Below are 19,273 nucleotides of genomic sequence, written 5' to 3'. Positions count from 1 at the left end.
CAGTGTCGCTCAAGCCCGCATGGATCAGGAGCGGCTGTTCATGAGGTACATCCCCTTCAAGAGGTTCAGCGCCTCGTACAGCGGGTAGTCGGTGGTGGCCAGCTCCAGGCGCTCGCTGTCGCCCGCCCGGTTGCGGCGATTGCGCGGCACCTCGGCGCCCTCTTCGTCCGCCGGCGCGGCCTCTTCCAGCTGGCCGTTGCGCAGGTGACGGTTGAGATCGGACTCGCGCAGACCCTGGAAGCCGCCCTCCGCCTGGGCGAGCTGCACCGACTCGAGCGGGATGTCCGGGGTGATGCCGTGCGCCTGGATGGAGCGGCCCTTGGGCGTGAAGTAACGCGCCGTGGTCAGCTTCAGCGCGGTCTCGTTGCCCATCGGCATGATGGTCTGTACCGAGCCCTTGCCGAAGGTGTCCTCGCCCATGACGATCGCGCGGCGGTGATCCTGCAACGCGCCGGCGACGATCTCGGAGGCCGAGGCGGAACCGCCGTTGACCAGCACCACGATGGGCGCCCCTTCCAGCGTATCGTTCGGGTTGGCGTGGAACTTGAGTTCCGAACCCGGCACGCGACCCTCGGTGTACACGATGAGTCCCTGGTCGAGGAAGGCGTCGGCCACCGCCACGGAGGCGTTCAGCACGCCGCCGGGGTTGTTGCGCAGGTCGAGCACCAGGCCCTTGAGCGCGCCGTCGTTCTCATTCTTCAAGCTCTGCAACGCCCTGACCACGTCCTCGCCGGTACGCGACTGGAACTGCGTGATGCGCAGGTAGCCGAAGCCGGGCTCCAGGGTGCGCGAGCGCACGCTCTGCACCTTGATGATGGCGCGCGTGATGGTGATGTCGAGCGGCCGGTCCTCGCCGTCGCGCACCACCGTCAGGGTGAGATCGGTGTTGGGCTTGCCGCGCATCATCTTGACCGCGTCGGACAGGCTCATGCCCTTCACCGGGGTCTCGTCGAGGCGGATGATGGTGTCGCCCGCACGGATGCCGGCACGCGCAGCCGGCGTCTCGTCGATGGGCGCGACCACCTTCACGAAGCCGTCTTCCATGCTGACCTCGATGCCGAGGCCGCCGAACTCGCCGGAGGTGCCGACCCGCAGGTCCTTGTATTCGTCCGTATCGAGATACGCGGAGTGGGGGTCGAGCCCGGTGAGCATGCCGCGGATGGCGTGCTGCAGCAGGGTGCGGTCGTCGACTTCTTCGACGTAATCGTTTTTGATGCGCGCGAAGACCTCGGTGAACGCACGCAACTCCTCCACCGGGAGGACGACCGTCTGTGGCTCACTGCGATCGGCCAGGACGCTGCCGCCCAAGGCCAGCAACACGCCCATCAAGAGTCCGGTCGAAAGGATCACGGCTTTATGGAACATCGGCTTCATAGTCGTCTCCCAGGGCTTCGCCCCAATACGTCCCTGCATCTGGCTCGATACTAAACTAAAGTGCTGCGCGGCGCACGATCAACCCCGCGGTCGGCACCAGGTTTTGGCACTGATTGGGCGACCGTTGTGACGAAGCTCAAAGTACACGCCGGAGGCCTCCGTGCCCGCGCCGGCGCGGCTGATCACCTCGCCGCCTTCGACCCAGTCCCCTGCATTCTTATATAGCTGCTGATTGTGGCCGTAGAGGCTCATGTAGCCCTCGCCGTGGTCGACGATGAGCAACAGCCCGTAGCCGCGCAGCCAGTCGGCGAACACCACCCGCCCGTGCGAGACGGATTCGACCGGCGCGCCCTCGGCGGCGCGGATCAGGACGCCATGCTCGCGCCCGCGCTCACCGCTGCCGGCGCGCTGCACCGCGCCAGGTGCCGGCCACGGCAGCCGACCCTTGAGGCGCCCGAAGTCCTGCGCAGGCACACTGCGCGGCGCCTCGGCTACCGCCGCGCGCAGATCCTCCAACAACGCCTCCAGCCTTCGTTCGTCCTCGCGCAGGCGTGTTAGTTCCGCATCGCCCGCGCGCACTTCATCCCGAAGCCGGGCGACCAGCGCGGCGCGGGCCGCGCGGGCCTGCTCGAGTTCCCCCTGCTCGCGGCGCTGGCGCTCGCGGCTCGCCTCCAGGGTCTGGAGCTCGCTCTGCAGCGATGTCTGCACCGCATGCAGCGCGCGGGTACGCGCCGCGAGCTCCTCCAGCGAGGCCTGGCGGGCGCGGTTGAAATAGTCGTAGTAGCGCAGCACGCGCCCGAGGCTGGCGGGGTCTTCCTGGTTGAGAAGCAACTTCAGGTAGGGCTGGCGCCCCATGAGATAGGCCGCCCGCATCTGAGCCGCGAGCGCCTCGCGCTGCGCGTGCAGGTCCTCGTGGAGGGCCGCCTCTTCGGCGCGTAGCACCCGCAGCCGGGCCTGGGCCGCCTTCATGTCGGCCTCCAGCTGCTCGAGTGCCCGCAGGCGCCGGGCGATGTCGCGCTCGACATCGCGCAGCGCCGCGGTGGCGGCCTGGCTCTGGTCACGCACGCTGTCGAGCCGGCCGCGCACCTGCTCGATGCGCTCGCGCAGCGTGTCGAGTTCGCGCTCACGCGCCGCACGCTCCTGCGCGGTATCGGCGCCGAGCGCGGGTGCGGCGGAGAGCACCAGCAGGAGCAGGAGCAGCGGCCAGGGCCTCAACCGGTGCGCCCCGCGGCCACGCCCATCGCCGTCAGGCCCCGCGCGCCTCGGGCTGGGCATGCTCCTCGACCAGGCGCAGCAGCGGCCGGCCGTTCATCTCGGAGGGCTGCGGCAGATCCAGCAGGTAGAGCATGGTGGGCGCCACATCGCACAGCGCGCCGGTCGGCTCCATCTCCACCGCCCGGCCCATATAGAGGAAGGGCACCGGATTGCTGGTATGGGCGGTGTGCATCTGCTGCGTCTCGTCGTTGCTCATCAACTCGGCGTTGCCGTGATCCGCGGTGATGAGCAACTCACCGCCAGTACGCCGCACGGCATCGGCCACGCGGCCGAGACACCCGTCCAGCGCCTCGATGGCCTGTACCGTCGCCTCCATATTGCCGGTGTGGCCGACCATGTCGGGATTGGCGTAGTTGCAGATGATGACCTCGTAGCGGCCGCTTTCGATGGCCTCGACCAGGCGGTCGGTGACCTCCGGCGCGCTCATCTGCGGCTGCAGATCGTAGGTAGCGACGTTGGGCGAGGGCACCAGGATGCGGTCCTCGCCGTCGAACGGCACCTCTTGCCCGCCGTTGAAGAAGAAGGTGACGTGCGCGTACTTCTCGGTCTCGGCGATGCGCAGTTGGTGCAGGCCGAGCTTGGCGATGTACTCGCCGAACACGTTCGTCATGCGCTCGGGCGGGAAGGCCACCGGCACGTCGAAGTCCTCGCTGTACTCGGTGAGGGTCACGAAGGCGCCCAGCTTGGGCGTGGCGGCGCGCTCGAAGGCGTCGAAGTCCGGGTCGATGAAGGGCCGGGTGATCTGGCGCGCGCGGTCGGAGCGGTAATTCATGAACACCACCACGTCGCCATCGACGATCTCCACCGGCGCCTCGCCCGGCGGCACCACGGCGGTCGCCTGCACGAATTCGTCGCTCTCGCCGCGCTCGTAGGCGGCCTCCAGGCCGGCGGCGGCCTCGGGGGCCCTGAACTCGGCGGCCCCGCGGGTCATCAGGTCGTAGGCGGCCTGCACCCGCGGCCAGCGGTGGTCGCGGTCCATGGCGTAGTAGCGCCCGATCAGGGAGGCGATGCGCCCGCCGCCCACCTCCTGACACTTGGCTTCCAAGGCGCGGATCGATTCCAGCGCGCTCTTGGGCGCGGTATCGCGGCCGTCCAGGAAGGCGTGCACATAGACCCGCGTGGCGCCGCGCTTGACCGCCAACTCGACCATCGCGTGAATGTGCTCTTCATGGCTATGCACCCCGCCGGGGGACAGCAGCCCGAGGATGTGCACCGCCCGATCACTGTCGCGCGCCTGGTCCACCGCGTCGGTCAGCGTCTGGTTGGAGTAGAACGAGCCGGTCTTGATGGCGCGGCTCACGCGCGTAAACTCCTGATAAACCACGCGTCCGGCGCCTAGATTCAGGTGGCCCACCTCGGAGTTGCCCATCTGTTCGGCGGGGAGGCCGACCTCGGCGCCGGAGGCGCGGATCAGGGCGTGCGGGTAGGCGTTCCAGAGTCGGTCCCAGTTCGGCTTGCGCGCCTTATGGATCGCGTTCGCATGGGGAGATTCGCTGTAGCCCCAGCCATCGAAGATGACCAGCACCAGGGGTTTGCGCTCAGGCATGAAGATCTTTTCGGTTCCGTCGGGTTGGCGTACGTGATTTAGACTCAGTCTATCGCAGCACGGGGGCGGGCTTCCAGCAAATTCCGCGCCTTAGCAGGCGCGCCCGCGACCATCACAGTATTAGAATAAAACACTTCTCAAATGAAGGATTATTGTATATGGTTTGGCCGAGGATGGGCAGTACTGTTCCCACATCAAAACAAGATCCCCGCATGGAGCGCGACACTTGATAGGAACTTGCGGTATGACGCAGACCGAAACTGTAGATCTCATCACGCGTGATGAAGACATCGACCGCGCCTCCCGTTCGTTGAAGGCCATGTCCCATCCGCTGCGGTTGAAAATCCTCTGCACCCTCGGCGATCGGGAGGTGAGCGTACAGGATATCGTCGACGCGGTCGGCACGTCCCAGAGCAATATCTCCCAGCATCTGGCCATCTTGCGCGACAAGGGCATCCTCGCCTCGCGCAAGGACGCCAACCGCGTGTTTTACCGCGTTGGCGATGCGCGCACTTTGCGCCTGATCAGCATGATGCGCGAGGTGTTCTGCTCGATGGCCGCGGCCTAAGCGCGCCGACCATCGATCCGCGCGCGGGCCCGCGAGGCCCGCGCCGGCTGCCTTTGTTCCCACCACCCCCTTCGAGGGTTTCATCATGTGCAATGAGCAAATCGTCCGTATCGTTGCCGGCAGCTTCGTGTTGATCTCCCTGGCGCTCGGCGTCGAGGCCAGTCCGGTGTTTCATCACGTGTATTGGCTGTGGTTCACCGCCTTCGTCGGCTTCAACCTGCTGCAGAGCGGGTTCACGCGCTTCTGCCCGCTGGACTCCATGCTGGCGCGACTGCGCGGGCCGCAGCGCGCCGCCTGACCGCCCGCGGATGCCGGGCGGCCTCCCCGCTTGAGCCGGGGCGCGCCGCCCGGCACACTATGCCGCTGTCATCCGCCACGCCCCTACCGGACGCCCATGGACTTCTTCAGCTTCGTTCTCAACAACTGGTACCTCTTCCTTGCGCTGATCGTCATCCTGGTGCTGCTCTTGATGCCCAGCCTGGGCGGGCGCCTCGGCGGTTATCAGGACCTGGAGCCGTCCGACGCCGTCAAGATGATCAACCGCGAGAACGCGGTGGTGGTGGACGTGCGCGACCAGGGCGAGTGGAACACCGGCCACATCCTCGGCGCCAAGCACGTGCCGCTCGGCGAGCTGCCGCAGCGGCTGAAGAAACTGGAGAAATTCAAGGACAAACCGCTGATCGTGAACTGCCGCAGCGGGGCGCGCTCGGCGCGCGCCTGCGCGCAGCTGCGCAAAGCGGGCTTCGAGAAGGTCTATAACCTTAAGGGCGGAGTCACCGGCTGGCTGAACGCGGGCTTCCCGCTCACCAAGGAGTGAGCGGCATGCCCGCGCCAGGACCGACGCGAGGGTAGCAACACGCATGGAAGAGGTCACGGTCTACGCCACGGCGGCCTGCCCCTACTGCATACGGGCGCGCATGCTGCTCCAGCAGAAAGGGGTTTTGGTGCAGGAGATCCGCGTCGACCGCGACATGACCATGCGCCGCGAGATGATCCAGCGCAGCGGTGGTCGCACCAGCGTGCCGCAGATCTTCATCGGCACGCTGCACATCGGCGGCTGCGACGAGCTCTATGCTCTGGAGCGCGCCGGCCGCCTCGATACCCTGTTGAGCGGAGACGGCTGAGGCCATGCATCTGGTCTGCCCGCACTGCGACAGCATCAACCGCGTGGCCACCGGCAAGCCCGCGCAGACCGCGCGCTGCGGACGCTGCCACCAGGCGCTGTTCGACGGCAAGCCGCTGGCGCTGGACGCGCAGCGCTTCGCGCGCCACATCGAACGCAACGACATTCCCGTGTTGGTCGACTTCTGGGCCCCGTGGTGCGGGCCCTGCAAGATGATGGCGCCGAACTTCGAGCGTGCCGCCCAACAGCTCGCCCCCGCGGTACGGCTGGCCAAGGTCGATACGGAGGCGCAGCCGACCTTGGCCAGCCGCTATGCGATCCGCAGCATCCCGACGCTGATCCTGTTTCGCGGCGGGCAGGAGCGCGCCCGCGTCGCCGGTGCCTTGGATCTCGCCGCACTGGTGGGCTGGACCCGGCAGCACCTCTAAATAGGCGCTGAGTAATTCAGCGCTTCCCGCGGCACACGGTTGTGCCGCGGTGAGCGACGGCTGCAAGCCGGTTAAGCACGAAGCTAAGCGAAGACCGCGTTTCGCTTCGGGTCGTCTGAGAACTCCGGGATGGAGTTTTTTCAGACCTAGCCTAATTCTCGCGCGGGCGCACCGACGCCCGCTCCGCACCTTCGCAACGACTAAGGAAGACACCGCATGGCCACCGAGAACACCGACGCACGCGGCAACGGCGCCGCCACCGGCGAAGCCGCCACCGGCCGCCAGTTCTCCATCCAGAAGATCTACGTCAAGGACGTCTCCTTCGAGGCGCCGAACGCCCCGCGCATCTACACCGAGCAGTGGGAACCGAGCGTCAACGTGGAGTTGAACACCACCGGCGAGACCCTCGGCGACGGCGTCTACGACGTGGTGCTGGCGGTGACGGTCACCACCAAGCTCAAGGACAAGACCGCCTTCCTGGTCGAGGTGCAGCAGGGCGGCGTGTTCAACGTGGCGAACTTCCCCGAGGAAGAGCGCAACGCCATGCTCGGCAGCTATTGCCCCAACGTGCTGTTCCCCTTCGCGCGCGAGGTGATCGCCGACCTGGTCACCAAGGGCGGGTTTCCGCCGCTGCTGCTCGCGCCGGTGAACTTCGACCAGCTCTATGCGCAGCATCGCGAGAAGCAGAAAGCGGCGGCGCAGCAGGACGCCCCGGAGTCGGGCGCCAGCGCGAGCTGAGTATGGCCGGGCAAGGCTACACACCGGGCTCGGTCAGCGTCCTGGGTGCCGGCTCCTGGGGCACGGCGCTGGCGGTGCTGCTCGCCCGCGGGGGCCGGCCCGCGGTGTTGTGGGGCCGCGATCCCGCCCAGATTGCGCAGATGCGTGAGACGCGCGTCAATGCGCGTTACCTGCCGCAGACCACCCTGCCCGATACCCTGGTATTGGAAGACGACCTCGGTGCGGCGGTGCGCCGCTCGCGCGATGTCCTGGTGGCGGTACCGAGCGGCGCCTTTCGCGGCACGCTCGAGGCGATCGCGCCGCATTGCGCCCCGGACCAGCGCCTGCTGTGGGCCACCAAGGGCTTGGAGGCCGGCAGCGGCAAGCTGCTTCACCAAGTCGCCGAGGAGGTGCTCGGTCGGCAGGTGCCGCTCGGGGTGGTGTCGGGACCGACCTTCGCCGCCGAGGTCGCGCGCGGCTACCCCACGGCCGTCACGCTGGCGGTGCCGGACGAGGCGTTCTGCAGCGAGATGGTCGAGCGCTTTCACGACGATCACTTTCGCGCCTACCGCACGCACGACATCGTCGGGGTGGAGGTCGGCGGCGCGGTCAAGAACGTGCTGGCCATCGCCACCGGCATCTCGGACGGCCTCGGCTACGGTGCCAACGCCCGCGCCGCGCTGATCACACGGGGCTTGGCCGAGGCCACCCGCCTCGCGGCGCAGCTCGGCGGCGAGACCGAGACCCTGATGGGCCTCGGCGGCCTGGGGGACCTGGTGCTGACCTGCACCGACGACCAATCCCGCAACCGGCGCCTGGGCCTTGCGCTCGGGCGCGGCCGCTCGATGGCCGAGGCGGTGGCGGAGATCAAGCAGGTGGTCGAGGGCATCGAGACCGCGCGCGTGGTGTGGGAAGTGGCGCAGCGCGAACACGTGGAGATGCCGATCACCGAGCAGGTCTACCGCGTGCTGCACGAGGGCGTCGCGCCCCGCGAGGCGGTGCAGGCCCTGCTGGAGCGCGACCCGCGCCACGAGCACCCGCTCGCCGAGGGCTGACCTTCGCTTGAGCGAGTGTAGGGCGCAATAAGCGCAGCGCATTGCGCCAGGGGCGTACCAGCCGGAGACGCGGCCGGCGCATTGCGCTGCGCTTAATGCGCCCTACGACACCCTACCGCCGCCAAGGGTGCCCGGGGGGGCCTCAGTCGGCGCGCCCCGCGAAGCCGAGCTGCCCCCAAGCCTCGTACACCGCGACCGCCACCGCGTTGGACAGATTCAGGCTGCGGCTGCCGGGCACCATGGGCAGGCGCAGCACCTGCCCGGCGGGCAAGCCGGCGAGCAACGCGGCGGGCAGGCCGCGGGTCTCGGGACCGAACAACAAGGCGTCCCCCGCCTGGTAGCTCACCTCGTGATGAAAGCGGGTGCCGCGCGTGGAAAACGCAAACAGGCGCGGCGGCGCGACCGCGGCGCGAAACGCCTCCAGATCGGCGTGTTCCTCCACGCGCGCGTATTCGTGGTAGTCCAGACCCGCGCGGCGCAGGCGCGCGTCCTCGAGCCGAAACCCCAGCGGGTGAATCAGGTGCAGGCGCGCGCCGGTATTGGCACACAGGCGGATCACGTTGCCGGTGTTGGGCGGGATCTCGGGCTGGTAGAGCACGACGTGCAGCATGGGCGGCGGACACTCCGCTGGTATAATCGGGCGATTCGTCTGTTAGGAATGGTCTGAATCAGACCATCCTGGACTTCTCAGACCACGCGTACGCTCAAGCCTTTTGGGGGCCTATGGATCCGCAGGACAAAGCAATGCTGGCCGTCGACTTCTGCGGCATGCGCTTCGACACGCCCCTGGTGCTGCTGTCGGGCTGCGTGGGCTTCGGCGAGGAGTATACCCGCGTCGAGGGCTTCTCCAATCGCGACGTGGGCGCCGTCTGCCTGAAGGGCACCACCCTCGCACCGCGCCTGGGTAACAAGCCGCACCGCGTGTTCGAGACGCCCGCCGGCATGCTGAACGCGATCGGCCTGCAGAACCCGGGCACGCGCCACGTGGTCGACAGCATCCTGCCCACGCTCGACTTCGGCGAGACGCGCTTCATCGCCAACCTCTCCGGCTCCACGGTAGAGGAGTACGCCGAGATCACGCGCATCTTCGACGACTCGCCGATCGACGCCATGGAGATCAACATCTCCTGCCCGAACGTGAAGGAAGGCGGCGTGGCGTTCGGCAACGACCCGGACATGTCCGCGCGCGTGGTCGAGGCCTGCCGCGCCCAGACCGACAAGCCGCTGATCACCAAGCTCTCGCCCAACCAGACCGACATCCAGGAGAACGCCCGGCGCTGCATCGAGGCGGGGACCGACGGCTTTGCGGTGATCAACACCCTGATGGGCATGGCGATCGACATCGAGAGCCGTACCCCCATCCTCGGCAACGGCCAGGGCGGGCTGTCGGGGCCGGCGATCAAGCCCATCGCGCTCTTGAAGGTGCACCAGGTGTATCAGGTGTGCCGCCCGCACGGCATCCCCATCATCGGCCAGGGCGGCGTGTTGACCGCCGAGGACGCGCTGGAGTTCCTCATCGCCGGCGCGAGCGCGGTGGGCGTCGGCACCGCGCTGTTCTACGACCCGCTGGTGTGTCCGAAGATCAACGCCGGCATCGTCGACTACCTCAAGCGCCACGAGCTCGCCGAGGTCGCCCAGCTCACCGGCAGCCTGCTGCGCGAAGAGGCCCCGGGGACCGGCTGCGGGGTCTAGCGCGGGCCCGACCCGCGCCTTCGTGCACTGACGGCGACGCGCATAGAATCGCCGGGCGGCGGCAAGGAAGATGCCGCGCCCCGTGCGCCGTTATTGCGCGCCACCAGGGCTTTCTGTAATCCTTGACCCCCGAAGCCGGGGGGAACAGGGCGTGTCACAACAAAAGAAGCTGCGCATCGGCGATCTGCTGGTCGAGCACAAGGTTATCTCCGAGACGCAGCTGCAGACCGCGCTCGCCGATCAGACGAAAAGCGGCCGCAAGCTCGGGCGGGTGCTGATCGAGCACGGCTACATCACCGAAGACCAGCTGCTCGATTTCCTCTCACGCCAGCTGCGCCTGCCGCTGGTGGACCTCAAGCACTACCAGTTCAATCCCGCCACCGTGCGCCTGCTGCCCGAGACCGTGGCGCGCCGCTACCGCGTGCTGGCACTGAAGGACGGCGCCGACGGCGTGCTGGTGGGCATGGCCGACCCCACCGACATCTTCGCCTTCGATGAGCTCTCGCGCCTCCTGCGCCGCCCCGTGCTGCAAGCGGTGGTGCGCGAGGCAGACCTGCTGCGTACCCTGGACCTCGTCTACCGGCGCACCGACGAGATCAGTCACCTCGCCGAAGAACTCGGCGAAGAGATCTCTCAGGGCGACTTCGACCTCGCGCACTTGGCCGACAACGTCAGCGACACCGACGCCCCGGTGGTCAAACTGCTGCAGACGCTGTTCGAGGACGCGGTGCAGGTGGGCGCCTCGGACATCCACATCGAGCCCGACGAGAAGGTACTGCGCGTGCGCCAGCGCATCGACGGGCTGCTGCACGAGCACGTGGTGCAGGAGCGGCACATCTCACTGGCCGTGGTCTCGCGCCTCAAGTTGATGGGGGGGCTGAACATCTCCGAGAAGCGTCTGCCGCAGGACGGACGGTTCAACATCCGGGTGAAGGGCCGCAGCATCGACGTGCGCCTGTCCACCATGCCGATCCAGTGGGGCGAGTCGGTGGTCATGCGGCTGCTTGACCAGAGCCACGGCGCGCTCGACCTCGAGTACGTCGGCATGCCGCCCGCGCTGCTGGCCCGCTTCCGGCGCATCATCCGCAAGCCTCACGGGCTGGTGCTGGTCACCGGTCCGACCGGCAGCGGCAAGACCACCACGCTGTACGGCGCGCTGACCGAACTCAACACCCCCGCGCAGAAGCTCATCACGGTCGAGGACCCGGTCGAGTACCGGCTGCCGCGCGTCAACCAGATTCAGGTGCATCCGCGCATCGGCCTCACCTTCGCCACCGTGTTGCGCGCCGCGCTGCGTCAGGACCCCGACATCGTGCTGGTGGGCGAGATGCGCGACCACGAAACCGCCGAGATCGCCCTGCGCGCCGCCATGACCGGCCACCTCGTGCTCTCCACCCTGCACACCAACGACGCCATCAGCACCACGCACCGCTTGCTGGACATGGGCGCGCCCGGCTACCTGGTGGCGAGCGCGCTTACCGCCGTGGTCGCGCAGCGCCTGGTGCGACGGGTGTGCGAGAGCTGCGCACGCCCGCACGAGCCGAGCGCCAATCAGCTCGCGTGGCTGCGCAGCCGCCTCGGCGAGCGCGACGAGGGACCGCGCTTCCTGCGCGGACAAGGCTGCGCGCACTGCAACAACACCGGCTACCGCGGCCGCGTCGGCGTGTTCGAACTGCTGGAGATCGACCGTGCCCTGGCCGATGCGCTGCGCACCGGCGACACGGTCGCCTTCGGCGCTGCGGCGCACGCGCAGGAGGGCTTCCAGACCCTGGCCGATACCGCGCTGGAGCTGGCGTTGAACGGCGTCACCAGTCTGGATGAGGTACTGCGCATCGCCGGTGAGATCGATCTCGAGGTGACGGACGGCGCGCCGGCCGAGGCGCCGCCGCAGGGCCGCGCGGCCGGCGAGGCCGGCGCCTGATGCCGCAGTTCCGCTACAAGGGGCGCGACCTGCGCGGCGCGGCCATCGAAGGGCGCATGGAGGCCGCGTCGGCCGATGCGGTGGCCGACCTGCTGATGAACAGCAGCATCACCCCGATCGATATCCGCGAGGCACACGGCGACGACCGCAACGTGTTCGCCGCCCTCAACCGCCGCCTGCAGGAACAGCCGCCCGACCTGGGCGAGCTGATCCTGCTCAGCCGCCAACTGCACACCCTCACCCGCGCCGGCGTGCCGCTCACGCGCGCGCTGCGCGGGCTCATCGAGTCGAGCCGCAACGCCGTGCTCGCGCGCGCGCTGCAGCAGGTGCTCGACGACCTGGAGGCCGGCCGCGAACTCGCCGTGGCGCTCGCGCGCCACGAAGCGATCTTCACCCCGCTGTACGTCAGCCTGGTGCGCGTGGGCGAGCAGAGCGGGCGCCTGGACGACGCCTTTGCGCAGATCGCCCGCTACCTCGAGCAGGAGAAGGACACGCGCGAGCGCATCAAGTCGGCGCTGCGCTATCCGACCATCGTGCTGATCGCGCTGGCGGTCGCCATCGGGGTCATCAACGTGCTGGTGATCCCCGCCTTCGCCGGTATCTTCGAGCGCGGCGGCACCGATCTGCCGCTGGCCACCCGCGCGCTGCTCGCCACCTCCAACTTCTTCGTCGTCGCCTGGCCGTACCTCATCGCCGCGGGCGTAGCGGGCTACCTCGCCGTGCGTCAGTACGTGCGCACCGAGGCCGGGCGCTACCGCTGGGACCGCCTCAAGCTGCGCCTGCCACTCATCGGCCCCATCATCCTGCGCGCCACGCTGGCGCGCTTCGCGCGCACCTTCGCCATGACGCAGCGCTCGGGCGTGCCGCTGATCCAGGGCCTCACCGTGGTGGCGCGCGCGGTCGACAACGCCTTCGTCGAGGAGCGCATCCTGCAGATGCGCAACGGCATCGAGCGCGGCGAGAGCCTGTCGCGCACCGCCACCGCGACCGCCATGTTCACCCCCCTGGTGCTGCAGATGATCGCGGTGGGCGAGGAGACCGGCGCCGTGGACGAGATGATGGACGAGGTCGGCGCCGCCTACGAGCGCGAGGTCGACTACGACCTCAAGAGCCTCGCCGCCAACATCGAGCCGGTGCTGCTGCTCGCCGTCGGCGCGCTGGTGCTGATCCTCGCGCTCGGCGTGTTCATGCCCATGTGGGACATGGCCACCGCGGTCCGGCGCTAGGCACCGCATGCCTCTGCTCACCGACCTCGCCCGGCGCCAACTCACCCGCCTGGAACTCGCCCTGGTGGCGATGGTGTTCGGGGCGTTGGTGTACGGCGGCCACCAGCGCCTAGATGCCCTGGGTGCCCAGGCCGAGGAGGTCGCCCTGCAGGTCACCATCAACAATCTGCGCACCGCGCTGTTGGTCGAGGCCCTGGTCGCCCATGCCCAGGGCGACATCGCGCGCATCCCGGCCTTGGCCGGCTCCGACCCGATGCAACTCATGCAGACCGGGCCGCGCCACCCCTTGCTGGGGCCCGCCGAGCCGGGCGCGCCGCCGCGGCGCCACTTGGGCACGCTGCACGACGCCGATCCCGCGGCGGTGGACGGCGGCCTGTGGTATTTCGACGGCGACCGCCGCGAACTCGTCTACCGCGTGCGCCATGCGCACTATTTCGAAAGCGAGGCCGAAGGGCCCGCGCGCGTGCGCCTGCGGGTGGAAGTGGCGGACGGCGAGGGCGTGCACGGCGTGCGTCTGCGCACGCTGGACGCCTACCGCTGGAACCTCTAACTCGGCCCGTAGGGCGCAATAAGCGCAGCGCATTGCGCCAGCAGCCGGTGGGTATGCCACGCGCCCATGGCGCATTGCGCTGCCGCTTAATGCGCCCTACGAGCGTGACGATTATTCGCCCCTCCCTCGCAAAGCGGAGGAGGGATGAGGGGGCCGCCGCAGGCGGTAACAGCGCCCGCGGTGAGCCCCACATCCACCGGCCGCGCCCGCTAGCGGGAGGGAGAAGCGCACAGACACCGTAGGGCGCAGTAGGCGCCATCGCATTGCGCCAGGGGGCGGTACGGACACCCACCCGCCGCCGGCGCATTGCGCTGCGCTTAATGCGCCCTACGAGCGTACGAACGAGGCGATCATTCGCCGCTTAGCTGGAGCGACACCGTGCAATTCGGCGCCACCCTCGGACATTGGCTGCTCGCCCACTGGGGCGCACTCGCGCTCGCCATCGGCGCGTTGTCGGCCGCGCTGGGCGTGTGGCTCGCGCTCGCCCCCGCCGCCGCGCTACGCCTGGATCGTCGGCTGAGCGTGTGGGTGTCCGCCGACCGCCTGGCCGAGCAGCTCAACCGCCGGCGCCATTCCGGCCGTTTCTTCTATCGTCACCACCGCGCGGTGGGCGCGCTGCTCGTACTGGCCGGGGCGGTACTGCTGTACACCCTGCTCGTCCAACGCACCGCCGGCTGGGACGACGCCATCGCCGCCGCCTTCGGCCTCTCGCCGCTGCTCGCCGCCCTCAGCGCCCAGGTCCTGCTGGTGCTCGTTGCGCTCGCGGCGGGCCTCGCGCTGCTGCTCGGCCCGCTGCTCTACTTGCGGCCCAGCCTGCTGCGGCCGTTGGAGGCGGTGGCCGACCGCTGGATCAACACCGACGCGGCGCTCGCCGCGCTCAACCGCCCGCGCGACGGCCCGACGCGTTGGGTCGAGCGTCACCCGCGCGCGACCGGGGCGGCGCTCATTCTGATCGGGCTGCTGATCGCGGTTGCCGGCACCGCCGGCCCGTAGGTGCGCCGAGGTGCTGACGCATCAATGCCGGACCTTTCGGGCGCTTCGCGTCGAGCGAGTGGCGCTGGCAAGGGCGCAATTTCCCCAACTAGAAACGTGCGGCGTTTCCTTGCTTTTTTGGGTCCGTTACGCTTGTCCCACTTGCGAAAACTGGGTATAAGTCGTCCGTAACCGCAAAGGCGGGACAACGATCCACCGGGCGCATGCACGAGGCATCGCGGTGCCAAGGCCGGCGCACCGGCGGCGAATAACGAAAAGGCGGGCGCGCCCGCCTCACCTGGGGTTCCAACAATGAAGAAACAGCAATCGGGCTTCACCCTCATCGAACTCATCATGGTCATCGTCATCCTCGGCATCCTGGCCGCGGTGGCGATTCCGAAGTTCATCGACCTGTCGGACGAGGCCGAAGTTGCCGCCGTGAAGGCGACCGCCGGGGCTCTCGGGGCCGGCTCGGCCCTCAACTTCGCGCAGAACAAACTCGACAGCGCGAAGGGCACAAGTATCGGCGACTGCGACGAAATTTCCGCGCTTGTCGAGGGTTGGGATCCGGCCAAGTATGACATCGATCCGGAAGCTCTCGCTGCGGGCGAATCCAAGGAGTGCACTGTCAACCGTACCGGCACCGGTCACCAGGCCACCTTCATCGGCCACGGTGTTAGCTAAAGCGCCGCTCTGCAAGGCGCCCACTTCGGTGGGCGCCTTGCTTTGCTCCCCTTGTTCGGCGCGTCGTCGTGCCATCTTCGTCTGACACCAGCCTTCCCCCGCCTTCGTTCCGGACCACGGTCGCCTCCGCCGCCGCGCTACTGCTGCTGACGATCGGCATCTGGTTTGCCGTCTTCCACACGGGACAACGGCATGACGTCCTGGCGGCGGCGTTCGTGCTGGTAGTAACTGCTTTGATCGCAGCACACCTGCGCGGGCGGCATACCCGGTGGACCCCGCCCACCGCGCTCGATGTCCTCATGCTGCTGTTCGGCGGGTGGCTGGTGATGGCCGCGCTGGCCTCGCCCATACCCCTGGTGAGCGGCGCCGAGATGCTGAGGCTGGGCTTGCTGTTCTTGGGCTATGCGCTCGCGCGCGCGCTCGCGCCTCACGCCGGCCTCACCACCTTACTTTTTCTGGTGGTCGGCGCCACCGGCAGCGTGTTTGCACTGCTCGCGGTGCGCGCGTTTTTTCTTGGGGATCCACTGCCGAGCGGACCGTTCCTCAACCGCAACAACTTCGTCGCGTTCCTGTTTCTTACCAGCATGTTCTGGGGCGCCGCGCTGCATTGTTTCGAAGCACGGCTGCGGCCACGCCCGCTTGTACTGGCGGCCTTGGCAGGCGCCGCGGCGGCGCCTGTGTTCTGGGTGCTGGGCCTGGTCGGAAGTCGCGGCGCCATACTGGGCGCCTTGGCGGGCCTGATCGTCCTTGCGCTGCTGCGGCCCGCCTACCGCCGCTCCCCGGTCCTGTTAGGGTTCCTGGGCGGCGCGGTGCTCGGTTTCCTGCTCGCCAGCGCCACCACGAGTGGCTTCATGTTTGCCCGCATCGCCACCTTGGGCGAACCGGAGCTGGCGGGCGCTTCCCGGTTCGTCATCTGGCAAAGTCTCCTTCCGCTGATTGCGGAGAGCCCATGGCTCGGCCATGGGCCGGGTACCCTGTTCATGCTGTGGCCCCCGCATCGGGATCCACTGGACGCGAGCGCGGGCTTCCACGCACACAACGACGTGCTCGCGTTCGCCTACGCCGGAGGCATTCCGGCCGCCTTGCTGTTCATGGGCGTGCTCGCGCTGGCCCTCGGGACGGTCTTCCGGCAGAAAGAGACGCCCGCGCCGTCCGGCAGCGCGTGGCTGATAGCGGGCGTGATCGGGGTGGCGGTCCACGCGCTGTTTACCTTTAACTTTTCCATCGCGGTCATACTCTTACTGTCCGGCCTCGCGCTCGGGCTCGTCGCGCCCGCGGCACGCGGCGTCACGCTGCAACCCATCCGCAGCGCGACGCGCATTGGCGCGCTAGTCGCCGCAGGCCTGGGGCTGTTGCTGACCGCGCATGCAGTAACGACCGCCGTAGGCTTTCGCTACCACATGAGCGCGTCCGAGGCCGAGCGCGCGGGAGACTACTCAGCAGCGTTCGGCGCGGCCACGCAAGCCATTGCCTGGTGGCCGGGCGCAGACGCCTTGCGTCTACATCGGGGGCAAATCCTTTACCGCAGCGTCCTCGCGCCCGACGATGCGGCGGACAATCCTATGGCTCCCGACGCCTACCGCTTTGTCGTCGCCGACACCGAAGCGGCGCTGCGCTTGAACCCCTATCGCCCTTGGGGGTACGAGCTGAACGCGCAGTTGGCGCTCGCCGGCGGACGCCTGGGGCTGGTGTCGGAGCCTGAACTGGCTGCCGAGCAGCACTTGCGCGCTGCCCTGGCGCGCGATCCCCGGACGCTTTCCGGGCGCCTTCTGTTGGCCGAACGGCTGGAGGCACGAGGCGATCCGGAAGGCGCACTGCAGGTTCTCATGGCCGCCAGGCACTTCTGGTATCCTCGCCACACACGCAAGGAATATCTGGACGTCACCCGCGCACTCGCGCAGCGGCTAGGGGATGACCAGGCACTAGAGCGTATACCCGCCGACTGAGGCGCAGGTCCGCTGCACGGATGCTCGATCTTTCCGAGTTCGATGACTCGGAAGTTCAGGTGGTAATCAGGGCACAGATGCAAGACCGACGTCCACAACGCGGCTTCACGCTCGTCGAGCTGATCACGGTCCTCGTCATCTTGGGGATCTTGGCAGTGGTGGCCATGCCGAGGTTCTTCGACAGGACCGCGTTCGAAGCGCGCGGTTTCTACGACGAACTGGTGGCGGCCACGCGCTACGCACAGAAGCTCGCAGTCGCGAGCGGCTGCGACGTCCACGTCAACATCGGCGCCGGCGGCTATAGCCTCGCCTCGGACTGCTCGGGGCCGGTGCCGCACCCCGCGCGCGCCGGCACGTTTGCGGGCAGCGCCCCCAGCGGCGTTGCGCTCAGCGCCGCGAACATCACCTTCGATGCGCTGGGCGCGGCGGGCGGCGACGTGGCGGTGACCGTCGGCAGCCGCAGCTTCAACGTCATCGGCGCCACCGGCTACGTGCAGACCAAATGAGCGCGCCCCGCCTTCAGCGAGGCCTTACCCTCGTCGAGCTGATCATCGCCATCGTCGTGATGGGCGTCGCCGTCTCCGGCGTACTGCTGGTCTTCACCACCACCGTGGCGCGCAGCGCCGATCCCATGATTCAGCAGCAGGCCGGCGCCATCGCCGAGGCGTATATGGAGGAGGTGCTGCTTCGCCCTTTCACGGTCGGACCCGAAACTGGGGTGCGCGCGAACTTCGACGACATCTTCGACTACGACGGACTGGACGAACCACCGACCGACCAGTTCGGCAACGCGCTCGGTCTGGCAGGATACAACGTGCGAGTGGAGGTCACCGCAGATCCGTCGGAGGGTTTGGGGGGCATCCCGGGCAGTGATGTCGCGCGCATCGACGTGAAGGTCAGCCACACTAGCGGGCACTCCGTGCAATTGACCGGCTACCGGACGAACTACGAATGAGCAGGGGCACGCTTTCGGCGCCGCGCCTGCGCAAGGGCGGCCGCGCGACCACGCCGCGCGGCTTCACACTCGTCGAACTGGTGATCGTCATCGTGATCGCCGGCATCATCGCCGCCGGGGTCTCGGTGTTCATCCGCGGACCGGTTGAGGCATGGGAGGCGCAACATCGGCGCGCGGAATTGGTCGACGCGGCGGAGATGGCGCTGCGGCGCATGGCGCGCGACGTACGGCGCGCGGTCCCGAACAGCGTGCGGATCACGGGCGACGACACCTTGGAAATGCTCAATACCCTGGCCGGTGGGCGCTATCGCTCGAGCCCGGGGCCCGGTGCGGCGTCCGCCGACAAGCGTCTGCAGTTCAACCAGGCGGATACCGCGTTTAATATCCAAGGTCCCTTTCCGACGATCGCGAGCGCGGACAACTATCGGCTGGTGGTTTACAACCTGGGCATTCCCGGCGCCGATGCCTGGACCGGCGATGCGGTTGTCACTCCACCCGGAACGATCATCAACATAGAGGCCGACGATGTACCCGGCGAACAGGCCGTCACGCTCGCGCCCGGTCACCAGTTCGCGCTGCAGTCTCCCTACCGGCGTATCTTTCTGGTTGACACCGCGGTGCGTTACAGCTGCGGCGATGGGGAGATGCGCCGCCACGTCGGTTATCTGCCGCCCGATTCACCGCCTCCCGGCGCATTGGTGACCGAGAACGTGGGCGGCTGCGCATTCAGCTATTCGCCGGGCACGGCGACACGCTCTGGGCTTGTGACCGCACGCATCACCCTCACCGACGCCGGCGAGACCATCACGCTGTTGCATCAGATGCACGTGGACAACGCGCCATGAGGCATCACGGCTTCGCGCTGGTCTCCGTTCTTTTCCTGGTCGTCGTGCTGACCGGGCTCGGCGCGTACATGGTCACGCTTTCCAGCACCCAGCACTACACCACGCTGCTGGGCGTGAAGGGGGCGCAGGCCTACACCGCCGCCCACGCGGGCATCGAATGGGGCACCTACCAAGCGCTGGTCGGGGGCAGCTGCGCCGCCAGCAGCGCGCTGTCGCTCATGCACGGGGGGGTGGCGGGTTTTGCGGTCACCGTCTCCTGCGAAAGCAGCCCGCACACGGAGGCGAACAACACGTTCAACATCTACACGATCGGCGCGGTCGCCACCTCCGGGGTTCCCGGCGACGCCGCTTATGTCTCCCGCAGTATCAGCGTGGTGGTGACCGATGCACCTTAGG

Annotated in this window: 22 protein-coding genes; 18 read left to right on the top strand and 4 right to left on the bottom strand. The window is 68.2% G+C overall.

The genetic code is table 11. The features are described from left to right. Positions 1-24: 24 nt before the first annotated feature. The 3 genes from HUS23_07475 to HUS23_07465 all read right to left on the bottom strand — a co-directional run bounded on the left by HUS23_07475 (position 25) and on the right by HUS23_07465 (position 4,195). Complete coding sequence (locus tag HUS23_07475) at positions 25-1,365, bottom strand: S41 family peptidase (GenBank protein QKT05008.1); 1,341 nt, start codon at positions 1,363-1,365, stop codon at positions 25-27. An 87-nt stretch (positions 1,366-1,452) separates the two neighbouring features. Continuing rightward, positions 1,453-2,589, bottom strand: a complete 1,137-nt coding sequence (locus HUS23_07470) for a peptidoglycan DD-metalloendopeptidase family protein (protein QKT03663.1) — start codon at positions 2,587-2,589, stop codon at positions 1,453-1,455. A 31-nt stretch (positions 2,590-2,620) separates the two neighbouring features. Then, complete coding sequence (locus HUS23_07465) at positions 2,621-4,195, bottom strand: 2,3-bisphosphoglycerate-independent phosphoglycerate mutase (protein ID QKT03662.1); 1,575 nt, start codon at positions 4,193-4,195, stop codon at positions 2,621-2,623. Between the two features lie 244 nt (positions 4,196-4,439). Here HUS23_07465 and HUS23_07460 point away from each other — a divergent pair, with 244 nt between their 5' ends. The 7 genes from HUS23_07460 (at position 4,440) to HUS23_07430 (ending at position 8,086) form a co-directional block, all read left to right on the top strand. Continuing rightward, positions 4,440-4,763 (top strand): winged helix-turn-helix transcriptional regulator, encoded by a 324-nt coding sequence (locus HUS23_07460; protein ID QKT03661.1) that lies wholly within the window; start codon positions 4,440-4,442, stop codon positions 4,761-4,763. Positions 4,764-4,848: 85 nt separating this feature from the next. Beyond that, complete coding sequence (locus HUS23_07455) at positions 4,849-5,061, top strand: DUF2892 domain-containing protein (protein ID QKT03660.1); 213 nt, start codon at positions 4,849-4,851, stop codon at positions 5,059-5,061. Positions 5,062-5,157: 96 nt separating this feature from the next. Continuing rightward, a complete protein-coding gene (locus HUS23_07450; GenBank protein QKT03659.1) occupies positions 5,158-5,580 on the top strand; it encodes a rhodanese-like domain-containing protein in 423 nt (140 codons plus the stop codon). 43 nt (positions 5,581-5,623) lie between these two features. Beyond that, the gene (grxC, locus tag HUS23_07445) at positions 5,624-5,887 is read left to right on the top strand and encodes a glutaredoxin 3 (GenBank protein QKT03658.1); all 264 of its coding nucleotides are present in this window, start codon (positions 5,624-5,626) and stop codon (positions 5,885-5,887) included. 4 nt (positions 5,888-5,891) lie between these two features. Next, complete coding sequence (gene trxC, locus HUS23_07440) at positions 5,892-6,314, top strand: thioredoxin TrxC (GenBank protein ID QKT03657.1); 423 nt, start codon at positions 5,892-5,894, stop codon at positions 6,312-6,314. 216 nt (positions 6,315-6,530) lie between these two features. Continuing rightward, the gene (secB, locus tag HUS23_07435) at positions 6,531-7,052 is read left to right on the top strand and encodes a protein-export chaperone SecB (protein ID QKT03656.1); all 522 of its coding nucleotides are present in this window, start codon (positions 6,531-6,533) and stop codon (positions 7,050-7,052) included. A gap of 2 nt (positions 7,053-7,054) precedes the next feature. After that, positions 7,055-8,086 carry an NAD(P)-dependent glycerol-3-phosphate dehydrogenase gene (locus HUS23_07430; GenBank protein QKT03655.1) on the top strand — a complete coding sequence of 344 codons (1,032 nt, stop codon included), beginning with the start codon at positions 7,055-7,057 and terminating at the stop codon, positions 8,084-8,086. Positions 8,087-8,228: 142 nt separating this feature from the next. Here the strand turns inward: HUS23_07430 and trmL are convergent, their stop codons facing one another. Then, the gene (gene trmL, locus HUS23_07425) at positions 8,229-8,696 is read right to left on the bottom strand and encodes a tRNA (uridine(34)/cytosine(34)/5-carboxymethylaminomethyluridine(34)-2'-O)-methyltransferase TrmL (GenBank protein ID QKT03654.1); all 468 of its coding nucleotides are present in this window, start codon (positions 8,694-8,696) and stop codon (positions 8,229-8,231) included. Positions 8,697-8,809: 113 nt separating this feature from the next. Between trmL and HUS23_07420 the strand changes: the two genes are divergently transcribed. From HUS23_07420 to HUS23_07370, 11 genes are all read left to right on the top strand, one after another. Further along, positions 8,810-9,778, top strand: coding sequence for a dihydroorotate dehydrogenase (locus HUS23_07420; GenBank protein ID QKT03653.1), 969 nt, complete (start codon positions 8,810-8,812; stop codon positions 9,776-9,778). 151 nt (positions 9,779-9,929) lie between these two features. Next, positions 9,930-11,699, top strand: coding sequence for a Flp pilus assembly complex ATPase component TadA (gene tadA, locus HUS23_07415; protein ID QKT03652.1), 1,770 nt, complete (start codon positions 9,930-9,932; stop codon positions 11,697-11,699). Then, positions 11,699-12,925 carry a type II secretion system F family protein gene (locus tag HUS23_07410; protein QKT03651.1) on the top strand — a complete coding sequence of 409 codons (1,227 nt, stop codon included), beginning with the start codon at positions 11,699-11,701 and terminating at the stop codon, positions 12,923-12,925. Before tadA ends, HUS23_07410 begins: the two co-directional genes overlap by 1 nt. Positions 12,926-12,932: 7 nt before the next feature. After that, positions 12,933-13,475, top strand: a complete 543-nt coding sequence (locus HUS23_07405; protein QKT03650.1) for a hypothetical protein — start codon at positions 12,933-12,935, stop codon at positions 13,473-13,475. Between the two features lie 378 nt (positions 13,476-13,853). Further along, positions 13,854-14,468 (top strand): hypothetical protein, encoded by a 615-nt coding sequence (locus HUS23_07400; GenBank protein ID QKT03649.1) that lies wholly within the window; start codon positions 13,854-13,856, stop codon positions 14,466-14,468. Between the two features lie 291 nt (positions 14,469-14,759). Further along, positions 14,760-15,131: a type II secretion system protein gene (locus HUS23_07395; GenBank protein ID QKT03648.1), complete on the top strand. Its 372-nt coding sequence runs from the start codon at positions 14,760-14,762 to the stop codon at positions 15,129-15,131. Positions 15,132-15,199: 68 nt separating this feature from the next. Next, entirely contained in the window at positions 15,200-17,077 is a 1,878-nt protein-coding gene (locus HUS23_07390; GenBank protein ID QKT03647.1) for an O-antigen ligase family protein, read from the top strand. 77 nt (positions 17,078-17,154) lie between these two features. Further along, a complete protein-coding gene (locus HUS23_07385; protein QKT03646.1) occupies positions 17,155-17,583 on the top strand; it encodes a prepilin-type N-terminal cleavage/methylation domain-containing protein in 429 nt (142 codons plus the stop codon). Then, positions 17,580-18,032: a prepilin-type N-terminal cleavage/methylation domain-containing protein gene (locus tag HUS23_07380; GenBank protein ID QKT03645.1), complete on the top strand. Its 453-nt coding sequence runs from the start codon at positions 17,580-17,582 to the stop codon at positions 18,030-18,032. The genes HUS23_07385 and HUS23_07380 overlap by 4 nt, the downstream gene beginning before the upstream one ends. A gap of 80 nt (positions 18,033-18,112) precedes the next feature. Next, positions 18,113-18,877 carry a pilus assembly protein MshO gene (locus tag HUS23_07375; GenBank protein ID QKT03644.1) on the top strand — a complete coding sequence of 255 codons (765 nt, stop codon included), beginning with the start codon at positions 18,113-18,115 and terminating at the stop codon, positions 18,875-18,877. Beyond that, positions 18,874-19,272: a pilus assembly protein MshP gene (locus tag HUS23_07370; protein QKT03643.1), complete on the top strand. Its 399-nt coding sequence runs from the start codon at positions 18,874-18,876 to the stop codon at positions 19,270-19,272. Before HUS23_07375 ends, HUS23_07370 begins: the two co-directional genes overlap by 4 nt. Position 19,273 lies beyond the last annotated feature (1 nt).

It is taken from the genome of Ectothiorhodospiraceae bacterium 2226 (assembly GCA_013348725.1).
Lineage (GTDB): Bacteria > Pseudomonadota > Gammaproteobacteria.
This window is presented reverse-complemented; position numbering and strand designations above follow the sequence as displayed.

Coding starts and splice junctions, on each gene's coding strand:
- trmL (QKT03654.1), bottom strand. CDS start 8,696: ATGCTGCACGTCGTGCTCTACCAGCCCGAGATCCCGCCCAACACCGGC.
- HUS23_07420 (QKT03653.1), top strand. CDS start 8,810: ATGGATCCGCAGGACAAAGCAATGCTGGCCGTCGACTTCTGCGGCATG.
- secB (QKT03656.1), top strand. CDS start 6,531: ATGGCCACCGAGAACACCGACGCACGCGGCAACGGCGCCGCCACCGGC.
- HUS23_07475 (QKT05008.1), bottom strand. CDS start 1,365: ATGTTCCATAAAGCCGTGATCCTTTCGACCGGACTCTTGATGGGCGTG.
- HUS23_07465 (QKT03662.1), bottom strand. CDS start 4,195: ATGCCTGAGCGCAAACCCCTGGTGCTGGTCATCTTCGATGGCTGGGGC.
- HUS23_07450 (QKT03659.1), top strand. CDS start 5,158: ATGGACTTCTTCAGCTTCGTTCTCAACAACTGGTACCTCTTCCTTGCG.
- HUS23_07370 (QKT03643.1), top strand. CDS start 18,874: ATGAGGCATCACGGCTTCGCGCTGGTCTCCGTTCTTTTCCTGGTCGTC.
- HUS23_07410 (QKT03651.1), top strand. CDS start 11,699: ATGCCGCAGTTCCGCTACAAGGGGCGCGACCTGCGCGGCGCGGCCATC.
- HUS23_07460 (QKT03661.1), top strand. CDS start 4,440: ATGACGCAGACCGAAACTGTAGATCTCATCACGCGTGATGAAGACATC.
- HUS23_07395 (QKT03648.1), top strand. CDS start 14,760: ATGAAGAAACAGCAATCGGGCTTCACCCTCATCGAACTCATCATGGTC.
- trxC (QKT03657.1), top strand. CDS start 5,892: ATGCATCTGGTCTGCCCGCACTGCGACAGCATCAACCGCGTGGCCACC.
- HUS23_07455 (QKT03660.1), top strand. CDS start 4,849: ATGTGCAATGAGCAAATCGTCCGTATCGTTGCCGGCAGCTTCGTGTTG.
- HUS23_07430 (QKT03655.1), top strand. CDS start 7,055: ATGGCCGGGCAAGGCTACACACCGGGCTCGGTCAGCGTCCTGGGTGCC.
- grxC (QKT03658.1), top strand. CDS start 5,624: ATGGAAGAGGTCACGGTCTACGCCACGGCGGCCTGCCCCTACTGCATA.
- HUS23_07380 (QKT03645.1), top strand. CDS start 17,580: ATGAGCGCGCCCCGCCTTCAGCGAGGCCTTACCCTCGTCGAGCTGATC.
- HUS23_07385 (QKT03646.1), top strand. CDS start 17,155: ATGCAAGACCGACGTCCACAACGCGGCTTCACGCTCGTCGAGCTGATC.
- HUS23_07405 (QKT03650.1), top strand. CDS start 12,933: ATGCCTCTGCTCACCGACCTCGCCCGGCGCCAACTCACCCGCCTGGAA.